The 15970-nt window shown below is 40.3% G+C and carries 14 protein-coding genes; 4 read left to right on the top strand and 10 right to left on the bottom strand.

Annotated features, from left to right (window positions below):
- Positions 1 to 161 precede the first annotated feature (161 nt).
- From BCL90_RS06045 to BCL90_RS06000, 10 genes are all read right to left on the bottom strand, one after another.
- Entirely contained in the window at positions 162 to 656 is a 495-nt protein-coding gene (locus tag BCL90_RS06045; protein WP_121283098.1) for a DUF6691 family protein, read from the bottom strand.
- 9 nt (positions 657 to 665) lie between these two features.
- A complete protein-coding gene (locus BCL90_RS06040; protein ID WP_121283097.1) occupies positions 666 to 1229 on the bottom strand; it encodes a YeeE/YedE family protein in 564 nt (187 codons plus the stop codon).
- Positions 1230 to 1297: 68 nt separating this feature from the next.
- Complete coding sequence (locus BCL90_RS06035) at positions 1298 to 2686, bottom strand: MBL fold metallo-hydrolase (RefSeq protein WP_121283096.1); 1389 nt, start codon at positions 2684 to 2686, stop codon at positions 1298 to 1300.
- A gap of 77 nt (positions 2687 to 2763) precedes the next feature.
- Complete coding sequence (locus tag BCL90_RS06030; RefSeq protein WP_121283095.1) at positions 2764 to 3555, bottom strand: sulfite exporter TauE/SafE family protein; 792 nt, start codon at positions 3553 to 3555, stop codon at positions 2764 to 2766.
- 59 nt (positions 3556 to 3614) lie between these two features.
- Positions 3615 to 4238: a Crp/Fnr family transcriptional regulator gene (locus BCL90_RS06025; RefSeq protein ID WP_121283094.1), complete on the bottom strand. Its 624-nt coding sequence runs from the start codon at positions 4236 to 4238 to the stop codon at positions 3615 to 3617.
- A gap of 570 nt (positions 4239 to 4808) precedes the next feature.
- Positions 4809 to 5900 (bottom strand): alkaline phosphatase family protein, encoded by a 1092-nt coding sequence (locus BCL90_RS06020; protein WP_121283093.1) that lies wholly within the window; start codon positions 5898 to 5900, stop codon positions 4809 to 4811.
- 167 nt (positions 5901 to 6067) lie between these two features.
- Positions 6068 to 6304 carry a hypothetical protein gene (locus BCL90_RS06015; RefSeq protein ID WP_121283092.1) on the bottom strand — a complete coding sequence of 79 codons (237 nt, stop codon included), beginning with the start codon at positions 6302 to 6304 and terminating at the stop codon, positions 6068 to 6070.
- A 72-nt stretch (positions 6305 to 6376) separates the two neighbouring features.
- A complete protein-coding gene (locus BCL90_RS06010) occupies positions 6377 to 7975 on the bottom strand; it encodes a SusD/RagB family nutrient-binding outer membrane lipoprotein (RefSeq protein ID WP_121283091.1) in 1599 nt (532 codons plus the stop codon).
- A 21-nt stretch (positions 7976 to 7996) separates the two neighbouring features.
- Complete coding sequence (locus tag BCL90_RS06005; protein ID WP_121283090.1) at positions 7997 to 11275, bottom strand: SusC/RagA family TonB-linked outer membrane protein; 3279 nt, start codon at positions 11273 to 11275, stop codon at positions 7997 to 7999.
- A gap of 182 nt (positions 11276 to 11457) precedes the next feature.
- Entirely contained in the window at positions 11458 to 12036 is a 579-nt protein-coding gene (locus tag BCL90_RS06000) for an HD domain-containing protein (RefSeq protein WP_121283089.1), read from the bottom strand.
- A 144-nt stretch (positions 12037 to 12180) separates the two neighbouring features.
- Here BCL90_RS06000 and BCL90_RS05995 point away from each other — a divergent pair, with 144 nt between their 5' ends.
- The 4 genes from BCL90_RS05995 to BCL90_RS05980 all read left to right on the top strand — a co-directional run bounded on the left by BCL90_RS05995 (position 12181) and on the right by BCL90_RS05980 (position 15958).
- Positions 12181 to 12759, top strand: a complete 579-nt coding sequence (locus BCL90_RS05995; RefSeq protein WP_121283088.1) for a helix-turn-helix domain-containing protein — start codon at positions 12181 to 12183, stop codon at positions 12757 to 12759.
- A 78-nt stretch (positions 12760 to 12837) separates the two neighbouring features.
- Positions 12838 to 13521, top strand: coding sequence for an HAD-IA family hydrolase (locus BCL90_RS05990; RefSeq protein ID WP_121283087.1), 684 nt, complete (start codon positions 12838 to 12840; stop codon positions 13519 to 13521).
- Positions 13522 to 13532: 11 nt separating this feature from the next.
- Positions 13533 to 14831 (top strand): DUF5690 family protein, encoded by a 1299-nt coding sequence (locus BCL90_RS05985; protein WP_244095060.1) that lies wholly within the window; start codon positions 13533 to 13535, stop codon positions 14829 to 14831.
- Positions 14828 to 15958 (top strand): TIGR03364 family FAD-dependent oxidoreductase, encoded by a 1131-nt coding sequence (locus BCL90_RS05980; RefSeq protein ID WP_121283085.1) that lies wholly within the window; start codon positions 14828 to 14830, stop codon positions 15956 to 15958. Before BCL90_RS05985 ends, BCL90_RS05980 begins: the two co-directional genes overlap by 4 nt.
- Positions 15959 to 15970: the final 12 nt, after the last annotated feature.

Here is a 15970-nt window from a genome sequence, read left to right as displayed (position 1 = left end):
TGACCCGCATTTCCCTGAATCAGCCTGGTGAAATTTCTTTAGTAACTTAACTTATGCAACAGCTTGGGATTCGCACTTAGAAAGATCTAGATCAATAAAGAATCGAAAGGTTAAGCAATTATCTACATCGGTAACAACCTATTTCTTAGCATACCGATAAATTAATGTGGCAACCTGTCTCTGAGTAATCCGTACACCCAGGTACCTGCAATAGCACTTAACAGTGTAACAAAAATAACTGTTGCACCCGTGCCAATTTGTGCAAAAAGTGGCCCCGGACAGGCTCCTGTAATTGCCCAACCCAGGCCAAATAGCAAGCCGCCATATATCTGGCCTTTATTGAAAGTCTTTGGATGAAATTCGATCCTTTCGCCATAAATGGTTTTAATATTGAATTTCCTGATCAACCAAACAGAGATCATCCCTACCACTATTGCACTTCCAATAATGCCATACATGTGAAACGATTGCAAGCGAAACATCTCCTGGATCCGGAACCAGCTTACCACTTCCGACTTAACGAAGACAATACCGAACAATACACCCACAACCAGGTATTTGATATTGTGGTACCATTTGTGTGTTAATTGACTTTCGTTTACGCACACCGCATCTAAAGAGCGGGTTTCAAAATCTGTGTTTTTATGTTGTACCATTGTGATTTTTTAGAGGGCTAAAATGTGAGGTAAAATTAAATTGGCCATAATGAAGCCGCCAACCATAAAGCAAATAGTGGCTACCAGTGACGGCCATTGTAAAGTAGACAAACCCATAATGGCATGCCCGCTCGTACAGCCACCAGCATACCGGGTGCCAAAACCCACTAAAAACCCACCAACTACCATAAGCAGAAAACCTTTCAATGTAATTAACGCTGGCCAATTCATAATGTCTAGCGGTATTAAGTTATCGTAATTGGTAATGCCATAGCCTGCTAATTCTGCGGCTAACTTTGGGTTAACTTCAACAGGATTCGGATTAGATAGAAGTCTGATTGCAACGGCACCACCTATTAAAATTCCAAACACAAAAAACAAATTCCATGCTTCTTTTTTCCAGTCGTATTTAAAAAAAGAGATGTTTGCAGGCAGGCAGGCCGCACAGATGTGCCTTAAAGAAGAGCTGATGCCAAATGACTTGTTGCCGAGTATCAACAATGCTGGTACGGTTAACCCAATTAGCGGACCGGCTATGTACCAGGGCCAGGGTTGTTTTAAAAATTCTAACATATTAATATTTAATACTTAACTAAATTTATACTATTTGTTGTTTCGAAAATGATGAAATAATCCGATAACTATACAGTTTTACCTCCATTTGCCAACCACTCTTTCATTCCGCCTGAATAGTTTTTTACCTGATTAAAATGATGTTTCCTTAAAATAGAATAGGCAATGGCGGCACGGTCGCCACTTTGACAATGGATCACCACCTGTTTATCCTTACTAATTTTATCCAGGTTATCTTGTAAAGTACCTACAAAAATATGTTCTGCACCTTCAATATGTCCATCATTGTATTCTGTTAAACCGCGTACATCTACAATTTGAACATCTTCACTGCCTACATAGGTTTTAAATGTATCCAGATCGATTACATCAGCGGTTTGTAGCTCAATATCTAAATCATGAACATTACTCACAAAACCGTAAATATTGTCTAAGCCAATACGCATTAGTTTTCTGGTAATTTCTTCCATCTGTTCTGCATCGGCAATTAAGATAAATTGCTCCTGGTAGTTTAAGACCCAACCGGCCCAGGTAGATAAACTGTTGTTGTGCTGAATATTGATGCTGCCTGCAATAAAGCCCTTAGCAAAATCTGCCTTATTCCGGGTATCTATCACTTTGATACAGTCTTTATAAGCCCTCTTAAATACTTCCGCAGATAATTTCACATGTTGAGGTACTTCAACAAGCAATGGCCGATCTACCTTGTTCAGGTGTTTCATCATGGCAAAGTATTTTGGTGGCTCTGGTTGTCCAGTCAACAAATAGTCTACAAAGCCTTTTTCGTCATTTTCGTATTGGAAAGCCCAATTTCTAATTTTCTCATAACCTACAGTCGAACTTGGCACTGCCCCCAGTGCTTTACCACAGGCCGAACCAGCACCATGGCCAGGCCAGACCTGGATAAACGGAGCAAGTTCTGCAAAACGCTGCACAGATTGATACATCTGTTTGGCACCTTTTTCCTGACTGCCCAGTACTCCTGCTGCTTTTTCCAGCAAATCTGGTCGGCCAACATCGCCTACAAAAACAAAATCCCCGGTAAAGATCATTACAGGTTCGCTCGTTGCAGGATGGTCGGTTAACAAAAAGCTGATGCTTTCTGGTGTGTGGCCTGGGGTGTGCAAAACTTCAAAAGTAAGGTTTCCAACTTTGATTACATCGCCATGCTTTGCGCCAACGTGGTCAAATTGATATTGCCAATCTGCTCCACCTTCATCTGATAAATAAAGTTTAGCACCAGTTACAAATGCCAATTCTCTGGAGCCAGCTAAAAAATCGGCGTGAATATGTGTTTCTACAATGTGCGTAATTTTAAGGTTGTTCTGCGCTGCAATCTTTAGATATATATCCATATCACGTTGTGCATCAATTACTATAGCTTCACCTTTAAGCTGACAGCCAATCAAATAACTCGACTGAGCTAAACTTTTATCATATACGTGCTGAAAAAACATAAATTTTGGTTTTAAATCTGACTACAAAGTTGCAACTAATGATTTTGTAATAAAGTTACTTTAGTTACATAAAGAATTTATTTTAATATGGTTTCTTTAAGCAAAATGTAAATGCCCATTACCAGCACAAACCAGCCAAAAGCTGGCTTTAACTTTTTACCATCTATTTTGGTAGATAGGTAACTGCCTATAAAAATGCCAACGATGGCAATTAAGGTAACGGTAAGCAAAAAAGACCAGTTGATTTGGCTTTGCCTCAAGGAAAATACAAAGCCTATGAGTGAATTTACAGCAATGATAATCAATGAAGTGCCAATAGCAGTTTTCATAGGCAATTTCAACAGGTTAACTAATGCCGGAATGATTAAAAAACCTCCACCAGCACCGATTAGGCCCGTTACAATACCTACCATAATACCTTGTGCAATTACCCAAATGCTGCTGGAAGGTTGATGACTTGCAGATTGTTCTTCGGTTTCCTTTTTAATCATGCTATAAGAGGCAATCATCATCAGGAAAGCAAAAAGTAACATCAGCAAAACAGATCGGGTAAGCGCAAAATTTCCGAAATTTATCAGATATTCCGGAATGGAGGGCAGCAGATATTGACGGGTTAAGGAAACAGCAATGATAGATGGTATGCCAAAAAATATTGCAGTTTTAACAGCTATCAGTCCTTTTTTAAAATAAGAAAATGAGCCAACTAAACTGGTAGAACCTACCACAAAAAGAGAGTAAGTTGTCGCCAGAACTGTATCTACGGTAAAGAGGTAAACCAGCACAGGCACCGTTAAAATACTACCTCCCCCACCAATTAAACCAAGTGATATGCCAATAAGGATCGAAGCTGAATAACCTGTAATTTCCATTTTTTTGCTTTTATAATTTCAAAGCTAGTTCAAATGAAAAACGATTACGGTTACTTTGGTTACACAAGCATAATTTTGTTTCTGCCCAGCTTTACTGCCCCCTGGTCTTCTAATTGTTTAAGCAGTCGGGAAACCACCACACGTGCCGTACCCAATTCATTAGCCAATTGTTCGTGGGTAATGGCAATGGCTTTATTTGCAGTGAGCTCTGCCTTTATATGGAGCAGGTTAAGCAAACGTTCGTCAACCTTTTTAAAGGCAATGGCGTTAACCATCTCCAAAAGTTCTTCGAAACGTTTGTGGTATAAACGGAAAATATAATCTAGCCACTGCGGATATTCTCTTATAAAAAGCGATGCTTTATCTACCGGAAGAAACAAGATTTCAGCATCCTCTTCCACTTCTGCTTTTACCTTACTGGTTTCATTGTGCATACCACCTAAAAAAGACATGATACAGCTTTCGCCAGCTTTTATATAGTATAATAAAATTTCCCGGCCATCTTCTTCCGTGCGCATCACTTTCATACTGCCTTTAACAACAATAGGAATAGACCTGATATGTGCATCCTCATTAAGAATAATGCTGCCAGCCTCATAGGTTTTAATTATACTGTGCTGGTAGAGTTTTTCCACTAACTCGGGTGACGATTTCAACTCTTTTAACTGGCTCAAATTTTCCATAGCCTAAATGTATTAAATCATCACACAATAACAACCGCAGAATAGTTAGTTTAATGGATTTATGGGAATAGTTTACATTTTATTGTGATGCCAACTGTTTAACAGCTATTAAACTTTACCACATCTAACCAAACTGATTGGATTAGAAGACGATTGTACTGTGTTCGTCCCTTTTGTTCTTTTGATCGACAGTCCTCTTAATATCGACTTGAATAAGAATTACAAGTCTAAAAAAGGGGCAAAAATCTCTTTTAAAGACTTTGTGCCCCATAAATGGATCAGCGAAAGTTCCCTCGAGTTGCCGTCATTTCGAGCGGATCCGAGCTATCGGGTGCAACGCAGTCGAGAAATCTGTTTTTTGATAGATCTCTCCACTGCGCGTTGCTCCGGTCGAGATGACGACCAGTCTATTGGACTATTGCAATTCCACTATAATCCGCTAAAAAATCTATCATTCATATTGATTTTTAATAATAAATTATCCCTCAGGATGACAATTCTGTATTTATGATACAGCCTTTTTAAAAAAACGCAGAACCAGACATAAATAGCACTAAGCAATGAAGTTATTTATTTCATAACTGTTCTTATGGAATCTCCTACCTCATGCGACGCAAAAGCTTTAAAGTCAAGCCCCAGCAAACTCGCTATAGTTTGTGCAATTTGTTTGTGATAAATCGTTGTTGGCGTCTTGATTTCACCTGTTTCTGGAGTATCAGGTCCTAAAACAGCAAACCAGGTGTTTTCCGAACCTTTCACATCTGCACCATGATCCTTCCAGCTATCCAGAGGATCATTTCCCCTACCATGATCACAGGTAATCAACAAGGTGGTATTGTTTTTATAAAAAGGATCTTTCTGAATCATCTCCCAAAGTGATTTAATGTAACCATCCTCCTGTCTCGCACGGTCAAGATAAAATTTATAGTTCCCGGCATGAGCCATATCATCCGTTTCATCAAAAGCAAGGTAGAGCACACGCGGTTTGTATTGCTTTAAATATTCCTTTCCAAATTCGTAGGTTATAAAATCCAATCGGGTAGAATCTCCCAGATAATGCGGCACATCATGCTGCATTTCGTTCAAATAACTTAACCTGGCATTTGCATCTTTATTTTTAACCGGCACATAACCAGAATAAACCGGGAGACCAGAGCGTTTTGTATTTAAAATCTGAGGAAACCGCTCCCAGGACGAAAAAGTAACGACTTTTCCCTTAAAACCCTGCTGGTTGTTTATAAATTCAAGCACATTTAAATTTGGATTTGCAATGGCATCATTTGTATTCATCCGCTTATCCGGAAAACCTGTAAACAACTCATTATAGCCCGGGTAAGAGAAATGATAGGGATTGGAAAGCGCTACTGTATTTCCCAGGGTTCTGTTCCCGTAGAGCTGTCCCTTGCTTTCTACCGTTGTCCATAAAAAAGGAAAGAGCATTTTTCTTCGCTCCAGAGCAGAAGAAGACCAATACTTCTTTTTAACCTCATCTTTATCCTCAGTATACTTAGAATTTATCAATACAGAATCTGCACCAGAAAATACCTCCTGCCATCGCATTCCATCCAAAGTAACAATAATTAAGTTTTTGGTTTTTCCGGACTGCGGGAAACAAACTGCCCATACGCCAAAACAAAGCATAAATAGCATTAACTTTTTCATATTCGTTTAATTTAGAGGCTGTATCATAAATTGTAATTGAATTTATCACATTGAGCCTAGCCTGTATTGAGCTTGACGAAGTATCGAAACGCCTTGTAAGACATTTAAACAGGTTCTTCCACAAGCTACCATTGACGTTATAATATAAATTATTATTAATCAGTATTTTAACTACTTTCGCATTTCCATCCAGCTAGGCCATAGCACGGTATCCCCGTTCTACTTAAATCCGGCCTAACAAATTTTTCGGGCTGCACTGTTCTTGCTGCAGAAGTGCCTTCAAAAGAAAAATTTTCAGCCGGCATTTTTTGTTTCTTTTTGATGCCAAAAAGAAAGAGCCCTTCGGCGGCGGTGAGCCGAGGCAAGACTGCGCCGTAGGACAAGAGAAAACAACTGTACGTCATTTATATTGATTTTAAACAATTAATTAACCCTCAGGATGACAATTCTATATTTATGAGACAGCCTCGTGTAAATTATTTAAGTATCCACATCACCCCATTAATGTCATCGTTACCGCCAAACTGGCTACTCAACGCAGCCTGGTAATTTTTAGCATTTGAGGTACGCTCTGCCGATGGATATTTAAAGCGTAAGGCAATCCGGTTTCCATTTCCAGTACCCGGACCGGTTGTAAAAGCGGGTATACCTGTTCTACGATATGTAAAATAGGATTCAAGCCCTGAATGCCTGAATAAGGCCAGGTATTTTTGTTGCAAAATCTGATTGATACCCGTAGCACCTTGAACGTATTTTACGCCCGACTGATTATAATAACTATTAAAATCTACCGGAATATTAAAAGTATCGTAATTCGAAAGGGAAGTTACGCTGGTTGATCCCGGACGATAAAAATAAGCAGTAAAACTACCACTTTCAGGGATACCATAAGATGCCATTGATGCTTTAATCCCTGCTATATAATAAGTTTCAGCATTACCTGAAGCCCATCCGCGACTAATGCCCTCGGCAATATTTAACATCAGTTCAGGATAACCAATCTGAACACTTGGTTCTCCGGTATAAGTGGAATAAAAATGTTTTCTATTGATAAAAGAATATTTCTGCAAGCCTGCGTTGTTATACATTACACCCAAATCAAGGCTTGCATCTGCACCCACAAAGGAGGCAAAATCTGTTGCGCTTTGTTTTAGGTTATCCACCTTATCCCGCGAAGGCTCAGCAGTCACATAAACCCTGGGGTCTTTGAGTTGTGTTAATAATCCGATATAAGTTGCCGAAGTGTTTTTTCTTGAACCACTTTGTCCGAAATTATTCGGATTCATCGGATAGTAATTGGTAGGTGCAATAAAGGTGTACTGTAAATTATCAGCATTTCCGCTCATCAGCGGATATTTTGCAGGATTAGCCAGAATGGTCGAAAATTGAGTGGCTATGGCAAGGTCACTGTCGGAAGTTTTCTTACTGAGCTGTACCAACAGGCGAATTCTAAGGGCATTGACTGTTTTCTGCCACTTGGTTAAATCGTTATTAAAAAAGATATCATTGCTCAGTATTGCGCCTGTTCCTGTACCTGCACTCGAAGGGTTTTTAATGATTAAGTCAAGATCAGCATTTGCACTTTCCAGCCAGGCAAGGCATTGTTGCATTACTGCTTTCTGACTATCATACACGGGCTCAAGTCCGTCAAGGCCTTTCAAAGCCTGGCTCATTGGAATATCTCCCATCTCAAGGCTCATTTTACTAAAAAAGTAAGCCTTAAAAAATTTACCCAGTGCTTCATAAGGGTTTACTGCCGCACCACCTGTAGCAGCTGCCTGTTTTTCCATTGCCAAAACGTTTTTCAAAGTGGCATAGTAATCGTCACCACTACCGAAATCGTAACGATTGTTACCGTAATAATCATAGTTATACAAATAGTACTGGCTATAAATTTCCTTCTGGCCATCAGGCAGATCAGGCAGGTTATTTAATATACCATTAAACAATAGTGGTGCAGGCACACTATTTGGCTTATTGTTATTTAAAGTGAGTTCTTCAAAATTCTTTTTACAACTCGTTACGCTCACCATCAGGGCAAGGGCAAACGAGCACACATATATTGTCTTTTTCATTGAAATAGTCAGCTAATTGAGTTAAAATGATACGTTTAAATTGATACCGTAACTTCGAACGGTTGGTGATTGTAAACTTGTTGAAGCAGTGGCATAGTTGTACTGATCTAAATCGACATCTTTAAAGCGTTTATCTTTATAGAAATACAGCAAATTACGTCCATATACAGATACTGATGCTTTTTGGATAAAGGTTTTAGCCAGTAATTCTTTTGGAAAAGTATAGCCCAGTGTTACTTCCCTTAGCTTGGTGAAAGTTTTACTCATCAGGTTGGCTTCATCCACATTATAATACTTGCTTACATAATCCTGTACAAAAGCAACCTGGGTATTCGGAGCATATTGTAAAGCACCGTAGTTAAGTACTGCACCGGTGTTGGAATCGTAATTTATTGAGCCACCATTTGAGATCACAACACCTTCTCCGATATAAGAACCATTATAACCGGCCTTACCAAAATTCTGCCAATCCTGGTAACGGGCAGCACCGAGTGCCCCTTCTGCGGTTTCGGCATTTGATCCGCCACGCATAGTTTTATTGTGCATATAGTCGATAATTACGCCACCAACCGAGCCATCGAATTGAACGCCCAGGCTATAATTTTTATACTGGAACTTATTGTATATACTCCAGCTGAATTTCCCGATTTCATTACCTAAAAACTGTGCGGTCGGATTCACCAGCGGTTTTCCTGCCGCATCATTAATAATTTTACCATCCGGCGTGCGAACAAATGCCGTTCCGTATAGTTTATCAGTCCTATCCCCTTCTTTAAAGAAAGTTGCATAAGTACTTTGTCCTTGCGGAAGCTCTTTATATACCTCTTTATAAGTTGATATGTTCGCTAATACATTCCAGCTGAATCCGTTAGGATTTTGAAACACATCTCCGCTTAAGGAACCTTCATAACCTGTTTTCTTTGTTTTTAAAGCATTCAGGTATTCAATAGTATAACCTGTAGCTGTCGAAATTGCATTCGGCAAAATTCTTGGACCATCAATATACTGAAATGCAGTCCCGCTAAAACCCAGCCTGCTTTTTAAAAACTTGATATCAAAGCCTTCTTCATAATTGATACGGGTTGAAGTTTTGATACCGTTCTGATATAAGTAATCAGATGCATAACCTGCTGTCTGGTTGTTGTAGGGTTTGCTGGTTGCATAAGAAGTATTTAGCGAGTAATCCGGACCGTTGTACGGCGAGGTATAGGTTGTACCGTAACCCAGGGGATTATTAAACAACGAAGCAGCCGTACCGCCACCGAATGCTGTAATCGAACTAAATGGCGCCGGGCCTATTGTTGTTGATGTAGCGTCAGAACGGATATTTGAGTAAGATGCCCGGGCTTTCAGATAGCTAATAAAAGAGGGCATTTTGATGTAATCAGAAACTACTGTTGCTAATGACAAACTCGGGTAAAAATAAGTTGTTGGCACCTGGAAAGCTGAAGATTTATCTATCCGGCCAGTGGTTGACACTGTCGCATATTTACCAAAACTTGCATCCAATGAATAATAAGCACTCAAAACCCGCATATCGGAACTAAAACTTGTTGCCTGTACCGGATTTTTAGAATTGCTAAATGCATACACTTCAGGCACGTTCAGATAATCAGTAGAAACCCAGCTCGAATTATAAGACATGTTGCGCATGTTGCCACCTATTAAACCGCTTAAATTCAAAAAGTTTTTAATCGTATAGTCATAGTTTAACATCAACTCCGTGTTATTGTCAAATAGGTCGCGTCGGTCTTCCCTGTAATCCCCCTCGTTTCCTTCCCTTCCATAAGGGTGAGCAGAAAAGGGCATTTTTTCAGTACGTAAAATACCATAAGTATCAATCTGCGAACGAATGGTCGCGTTTAAATGATCATTAAGTTTATAGTTTGCTAAAAGGTAACCCGTTGTATTGTTTTTGTGGTGGCCCCGGGTCCATTCTTCAACCATAAACCATGGGTTATGGTATCGGGTATATTCTGCAAATTGTTGCTGAATGCCTACTTTTCCAGGTTGCCAAACCGCCTTGATGTCAGGAGCATTTACATCCCAGTCTGCACCTGTCCAGATAGCAAGATTATAAATTAAACTGTTTGGACCATATTGAACATCAGGAAAATTATCAGTTGTTTGCCTGTTAAAGTTGATGTTACCTTCAAACTTCCACCTTGGACTTGGATTGAAAGACGCATAAATATTTGCGTTGGCGATATCCAGGTATTGTTCAGGAATATAGCTATTCTGATGTTGCTGGGATGCGGAGAAACGAATCGTATAATTTTCACCATTAGAAGTCAGCGCAATATTGTTATTGGTTTGCGACCCCGTCCTTAAGAAATTATTCAAATTATTTGCGCCCCTTGCAGTATATGGCGTTGGCTGTCGTACACCATTGATTACCGGACTGTCATATTGGGCAATCAGCTGTCCGTTGAAGTATGGACCCCAGATATCATAATCTGCATCCACCCCACCCTTAGCACCGCCTTTACCGTCGACAAACTGATAAAAAGTATTTTCTCCTGCTCCGTAAGCATGCTGAACCCGCGGAAATGCCAGAAAGCCCTTATTAAATACGGTGCTACTGTTAACATCAATTGTAAGCCCTTTTTTATTTTTATTGCCTTTTTTTGTGGTGATTAAAATAGCACCATAAGATGCCCTGTTGCCATAAAGTGCCGCTGCTGCCGGGCCTTTTAAAACCGTGTAAGACTCAATGTCATCAGGGCTTATATTATAGGTGTCGGTATTGATTGGAAAACCATCAACCACATATAGTGAGATTGTATTTCCACGGATGGAAACATTTGGCGCACCAAGTAATTCTGCTGACGGGCCTACAGATAAACCAGCTACTTTTCCGATTAAACCAGTAACCGGGTTTGGATCGCGGGCTAGTGTCAGGTCTTCGCCTTTTACTGTAGAAACGGCATAACCAATTTTGCGGTTATCCTTCTTAACACCTAACGCGGTTACCACAACCTCCCCTAAATTTTTATTATCACCCATCAGTGTAATCACCATAGGATTGGTTGCGTCAGCCGGTACCTCGCGGGATACGAAACCAAGAAACCTGAATTCCAGGATCTGGCCGGCATTGGCATTAATGATAAACCGACCATAAATATCGGTAGTTGTTCCGGTTTTGGTGCCTTTAAGCATTACGCTAACACCTGGAAGCGGTTGGTTTGTTCCATCGTTAACCGTGCCCGATATTTTTGTTTGGGCCAGGAGAATAAAAGGACAAAGACAATACACCATTAAGAGTGTGAGCCTTTTGAGATGAGGATAAAAATGTTCCATTTTCTGCTAAATAATTTTAGTTATAATTATTTAGCAATATTAGAACAAGTTTATTATTTGTAAACTAAGTTTAGATTAAGTAAACTTTAATGAAATGTTTAATTAAAATTAAAGCGATTTGTTTGGTAACTAATCCAATACAATTCGGTAAAACAATTTTAACACTATGGAAATATAAGTACCTATAAATTTTGATTTAAATGATTTAAGGCAATTTCTTTTAAGTAGTAAAGGTTATTCACGGGCACCTCGGTTAACTTTGCTTCATCGTCCCAATACCTCATCCTAATGATTAAAGTGGCATCTGGATCTCGCTCAAATTCAGCCGCTTCAGCCGCTGTCATTCTGCCGCCCTGAAAGTTGAGTGTTGTCCGGCTTGCCTCAGAAAGTTTATCAAAGTATTCAGGATGTTTATAAGTGAGGTATCTTTTGGCCAAAACATGTCCGTTAACCAAACGGGCCAGACGGGCAGAAAAACCTCTGGCGAGCAAATAATCTGCGCCAAGTTTCTCATGATTGATATTACCCATACCATCCATACTGCCTGCCTTCGCCCCGGAAACACACAGGTGGCCAATGTCGTGAAAAAAGGCTGCGAGCACAACCTCATCATCGTAACCTTCAGCATCTGCCAGGCTTGCTGCCTGAGACATGTGCTCAAGCTGCGAAACAGGTTCTCCTATATAATCTTCGTGACCATGATTTTCATACAATGCGAAAACCTCTTTCACAATATCTTCCGGGCTTAAAAAATTTTCCATAACAAATAAATGCAAAAGAAGTCGTTTAATATTAGCTAAGCATTAAATTTCTATAATGTCATTGAACTTTATAAAAAGCACACAAATTCTTGGCGGGTTTAAATTTATTATCTAATTTCCGCCGATCACCAAATAAAAAATAAGATGGAAGACGATGTGCTGATACAGATTAGTAACCGTATCAAAGAAAGACGCCGGGAAAAAAACATAACCGTACAGGAGTTGGCCACCAGGGCTAAGGTGAGTAAAGGACTTATTTCACAAATCGAAAACAGCCGCACAATTCCGTCATTAATTGTACTGATTGATATCATAAAGGCACTTGAAATTGACCTTAACATTTTCTTTAAAGATATCCAGTCTGGCGCAAATCCTTTTCCACTGATCATCAGAAAGCAGGAAGAATATGAGCATTTTGAAAAAGAGCATGCGGAAGGCTTTCACTACCAAAGAATCTTCACCCAGTCTATTAAAAAATCGACTGTAGACATTGTACTGCTTGAACTTGATCCAAACGCATACCGCCCGCAGGTAGAAACTGAAGCCTTTGAGTACAAGTACATATTAGAAGGAAGCATTGCCTACATTTTTGGTGAAAAAACCTATACTTTAAACAAAGGAGATTCGATGCTCTTTGATGGGAGAATGCCCCACACCCCAAAGAATCTCGGCAAAACTAAAGCAATTATGCTGGTCATCTATTTTTTCGAAAACGAGGAATAAATTTAAAAATAACTTAACATTACTTTAGTTTATCCTTAATAAACTAAGTTTAATATTGCTAAACAAAATAATTTAGCAATGTCCATTAAACTTGTTGTGTTTGATATGGCCGGTACAACGGTCAGAGATGAAAATAAAGTTACAGAAACTTTCAGAACAGCCTTATTTAAATTTGGCTACCTGATTCCCGATAGTGAGATAAATCCTTTAATGGGTTACAAAAAAAGCGTAGCAATAACCAAAATGCTGCATAAGTATGAGCCTGCCGCGGAGAAAATAACGCCTGATCTTATCAATGAAATTCATCAGGAATTTATCCGCCTGATGATCGATTACTATCAGCGCACACATACACTGGAAGCATTGCCAAATGTTGAGTCCACCATGCGCATTTTACGGGCAGCCGGCATTAAAATCGGGCTCAATACTGGTTTTTCCAAAGATATTGCAGAAACGATTATAGAACGCTTGTATTGGCGGGAACAAGCACTTTTTGATTTCCTGATTGCTTCAGATGAGGTTGAAGAAGGTCGCCCGAGCCCGGATATGATAAACCACTTGATGAAACTTAGCGGGGTTTCCAGTCCGCTTGAAGTGGCAAAGGTTGGAGATACAGAAGTTGATGTGAGAGAGGGGCAGAACGCCAATTGCAAATACGTGATTGCGGTTACCACAGGTGCGTTTACCCGCAGCGAACTTGAACCTTACAAGCCGACGCACATTATTGACGACATTGCAGAGATCCTTGATATTATCGATTAGAGATGACCCTGATGAAAATTAAGGAAGTTGTTGCCCGCTGGCCGTACTGGCTGACTTCGGTACTTGCAGCTGTGTCAGCTTTTGGTGCATACTCTTCCATGTATGCCTTCCGTAAAGCATTTGCTGCTGGGACTTTTGGAGACCAAAGTTATCTGCACATTGATTATAAGGTTTGGCTGGTTATTGCGCAGATTTTAGGCTATACTTTGAGCAAATTTTATGGCATCCGATTTATTGCTGAACTTAAAGGCAAAAAAAGGGGATTGACAATAATGATATTAGTGGGTATTTCCTGGCTGGCTTTGCTGGGATTTGCCTTAATACCTCCTCCTTATAATATTCCTTTTCTTTTCATAAACGGCTTTCCACTTGGTTTAATATGGGGCCTGGTTTTTGGCTATCTTGAAGGTCGCCGTTCAACCGAATTTATGGCTTCCGTCCTATCTATAAGTTTAATTTTTGGTTCCGGATTTGTGAAAACAGTCGGCCAAACCCTTATCCACACTTATCATATAAGCGAATACCAGATGCCTTTTTGCGTTGGAGCGCTATTTTTTCTCCCGCTTGCCCTATTTGTCGCCCTGCTTGATATACTTCCTCCACCCACAAAAGAAGATACGCTTTCAAGAACGGAGCGCAAACCAATGAATGCCAAAGAGCGAAAAAGCTTCATTATTCGTTTTTTACCTGGCATTATCCTTACGTTAATTATCTATGTACTCTTAACTGTAATGCGGGATATCCGTGATAATTTTGAAGTTGAAATCTGGCGAGGTATCGGAATCATGGATAAAAATATTTACGCCAGAATTGACGGGCAAATATCTTTAGCCGTCCTGTTTGCAATGGCTTTACTTTTTTTGATTAAAAAGAACCTCAGGGCATTCAGCATTATCCACCTGCTGATCATCTGCGGCTGCCTGCTTATAGCTGTTTCCACAATTCTGTTCAGGATGCAGTTACTGAGCCCTGTTGCCTGGATGACAATGGCTGGCCTCGGTCTTTACCTGGGTTATGTGCCCTATAATGCCATTTTTTTCGAACGAATGATTGCCACCTTTCGGGTAAAAAGCAACGTTGGTTTTGTGATGTATCTGGCAGATTCGATTGGTTACCTGACCAGCGTGACGGTTCTGCTTACCAAGGAATTTGGAAGGCCAGGCATCTCCTGGGAACATTTTTTCACCCATGGAATTCTCTATGTTGGTTCCACAGGCGCACTGTGTGCCATTTTATCATTAATTTATTTTCACCAGGCTGCACGGCGACAAAAGTCCTTGCCCGCCGCATTAAAACTTTCTCATATATGATAAAACCAACTGCAATCGTCATCGGCGCAGGAATAGTCGGTCTCGCCACCGCCCGTGCCCTGGCAATAAGGGGTTACCAGGTAACCGTATTTGAACGTAATGAAAGGGCTATAGGTGCATCCATCAGAAACTTCGGAATGGTGTGGCCAATCGGTCAACCCACAGGCCCGCTATTTGAAAGAGCTATGCTGTCCAGGAGTATATGGAAAGAAATTTGCGATGAAGCCGGTATCTGGCATGATGAAGTGGGTTCGCTGCATCTAGCCTATCAAGATGATGAACTTCAGGTACTCGAAGAATATGCCGCAGTAAATAGCACACTTCGTGATTGCGCAATGCTTAGTCCGGCGCAGACCTTAGGAAAATCTGATGGTGTAAATCCCAATGGTTTAAAAGGGGCGCTCTGGAGCGGAACCGAGATGATTCTGGAAGCACGAGAGGCTATAAGCGCAGTTGCAAAATATCTTGCAGAAAAACACAAGGTTGTTTTTCACTGGAATACCGCAATCAGTAATATAGAAAATAGTATGGCCTTTTCCGGAAACAACACCTGGCAGGCCGATGAGATTTTTATTTGCAGCGGGGCTGAATTTGAAACCCTTTACCCGGCATTATTTCAATCCAGCGGCATCACGAAATGTAAACTGCAGATGATGCGCATCGCATCTCAGCCACAAAACTGGCGCATCGGACCGGCGCTATGCGGCAGTTTAAGCTTAATTCACTACCCGGGATTTCAGGCCGCAAACTCATTGCCGGATTTGAAAGCCAGATATCAGCAGGAATATCCTGAATACCTGAAATGGGGAATCCATGTGATGGCTGCACAGAATCATACAGGAGAGATAACCATTGGTGACTCGCATGAGTACGGACTTACCCATGATCCTTTTGACCGGGATTTCATTAACCAGCTCATCTTAAAATACCTTGCAACGTTTGCCACTTTTAAAGACACACAGGTTATTCAGAGCTGGAACGGAATATACCCTAAAATGACCGCTGGCGAAACAGAGCTTATTTTGAAAGCAGAAGAAAATGTAACTATCATCAACGGATTAGGAGGAAATGGAATGACGCTTTCCTTTGGGCTTTGCGAGCAACATATTGCTTCAATATTTGATTAAAAACACTAAAAA

The sequence above is a fragment of the Pedobacter alluvionis genome (genome assembly GCF_003664035.1).
In the GTDB taxonomy this organism is placed as follows: Bacteria; Bacteroidota; Bacteroidia; order Sphingobacteriales; family Sphingobacteriaceae; genus Pedobacter; species Pedobacter alluvionis.
Note: the sequence above shows the minus strand (reverse complement) of the source record. Positions and strands in the feature narration are given on the sequence as shown.

Bases quoted from the DNA above. Each gene is read 5' to 3' on its own strand.
- BCL90_RS06045 (WP_121283098.1), bottom strand. From the start codon at position 656: ATGGTACAACATAAAAACACAGATTTTGAAACCCGCTCTTTAGATGCG.
- BCL90_RS06040 (WP_121283097.1), bottom strand. From the start codon at position 1,229: ATGTTAGAATTTTTAAAACAACCCTGGCCCTGGTACATAGCCGGTCCG.
- BCL90_RS06035 (WP_121283096.1), bottom strand. From the start codon at position 2,686: ATGTTTTTTCAGCACGTATATGATAAAAGTTTAGCTCAGTCGAGTTAT.
- BCL90_RS06030 (WP_121283095.1), bottom strand. From the start codon at position 3,555: ATGGAAATTACAGGTTATTCAGCTTCGATCCTTATTGGCATATCACTT.
- BCL90_RS06025 (WP_121283094.1), bottom strand. From the start codon at position 4,238: ATGGAAAATTTGAGCCAGTTAAAAGAGTTGAAATCGTCACCCGAGTTA.
- BCL90_RS06020 (WP_121283093.1), bottom strand. From the start codon at position 5,900: ATGAAAAAGTTAATGCTATTTATGCTTTGTTTTGGCGTATGGGCAGTT.
- BCL90_RS06015 (WP_121283092.1), bottom strand. From the start codon at position 6,304: ATGACGTACAGTTGTTTTCTCTTGTCCTACGGCGCAGTCTTGCCTCGG.
- BCL90_RS06010 (WP_121283091.1), bottom strand. From the start codon at position 7,975: ATGAAAAAGACAATATATGTGTGCTCGTTTGCCCTTGCCCTGATGGTG.
- BCL90_RS06005 (WP_121283090.1), bottom strand. From the start codon at position 11,275: ATGGAACATTTTTATCCTCATCTCAAAAGGCTCACACTCTTAATGGTG.
- BCL90_RS06000 (WP_121283089.1), bottom strand. From the start codon at position 12,036: ATGGAAAATTTTTTAAGCCCGGAAGATATTGTGAAAGAGGTTTTCGCA.
- BCL90_RS05995 (WP_121283088.1), top strand. From the start codon at position 12,181: ATGGAAGACGATGTGCTGATACAGATTAGTAACCGTATCAAAGAAAGA.
- BCL90_RS05990 (WP_121283087.1), top strand. From the start codon at position 12,838: ATGTCCATTAAACTTGTTGTGTTTGATATGGCCGGTACAACGGTCAGA.
- BCL90_RS05985 (WP_244095060.1), top strand. From the start codon at position 13,533: ATGAAAATTAAGGAAGTTGTTGCCCGCTGGCCGTACTGGCTGACTTCG.
- BCL90_RS05980 (WP_121283085.1), top strand. From the start codon at position 14,828: ATGATAAAACCAACTGCAATCGTCATCGGCGCAGGAATAGTCGGTCTC.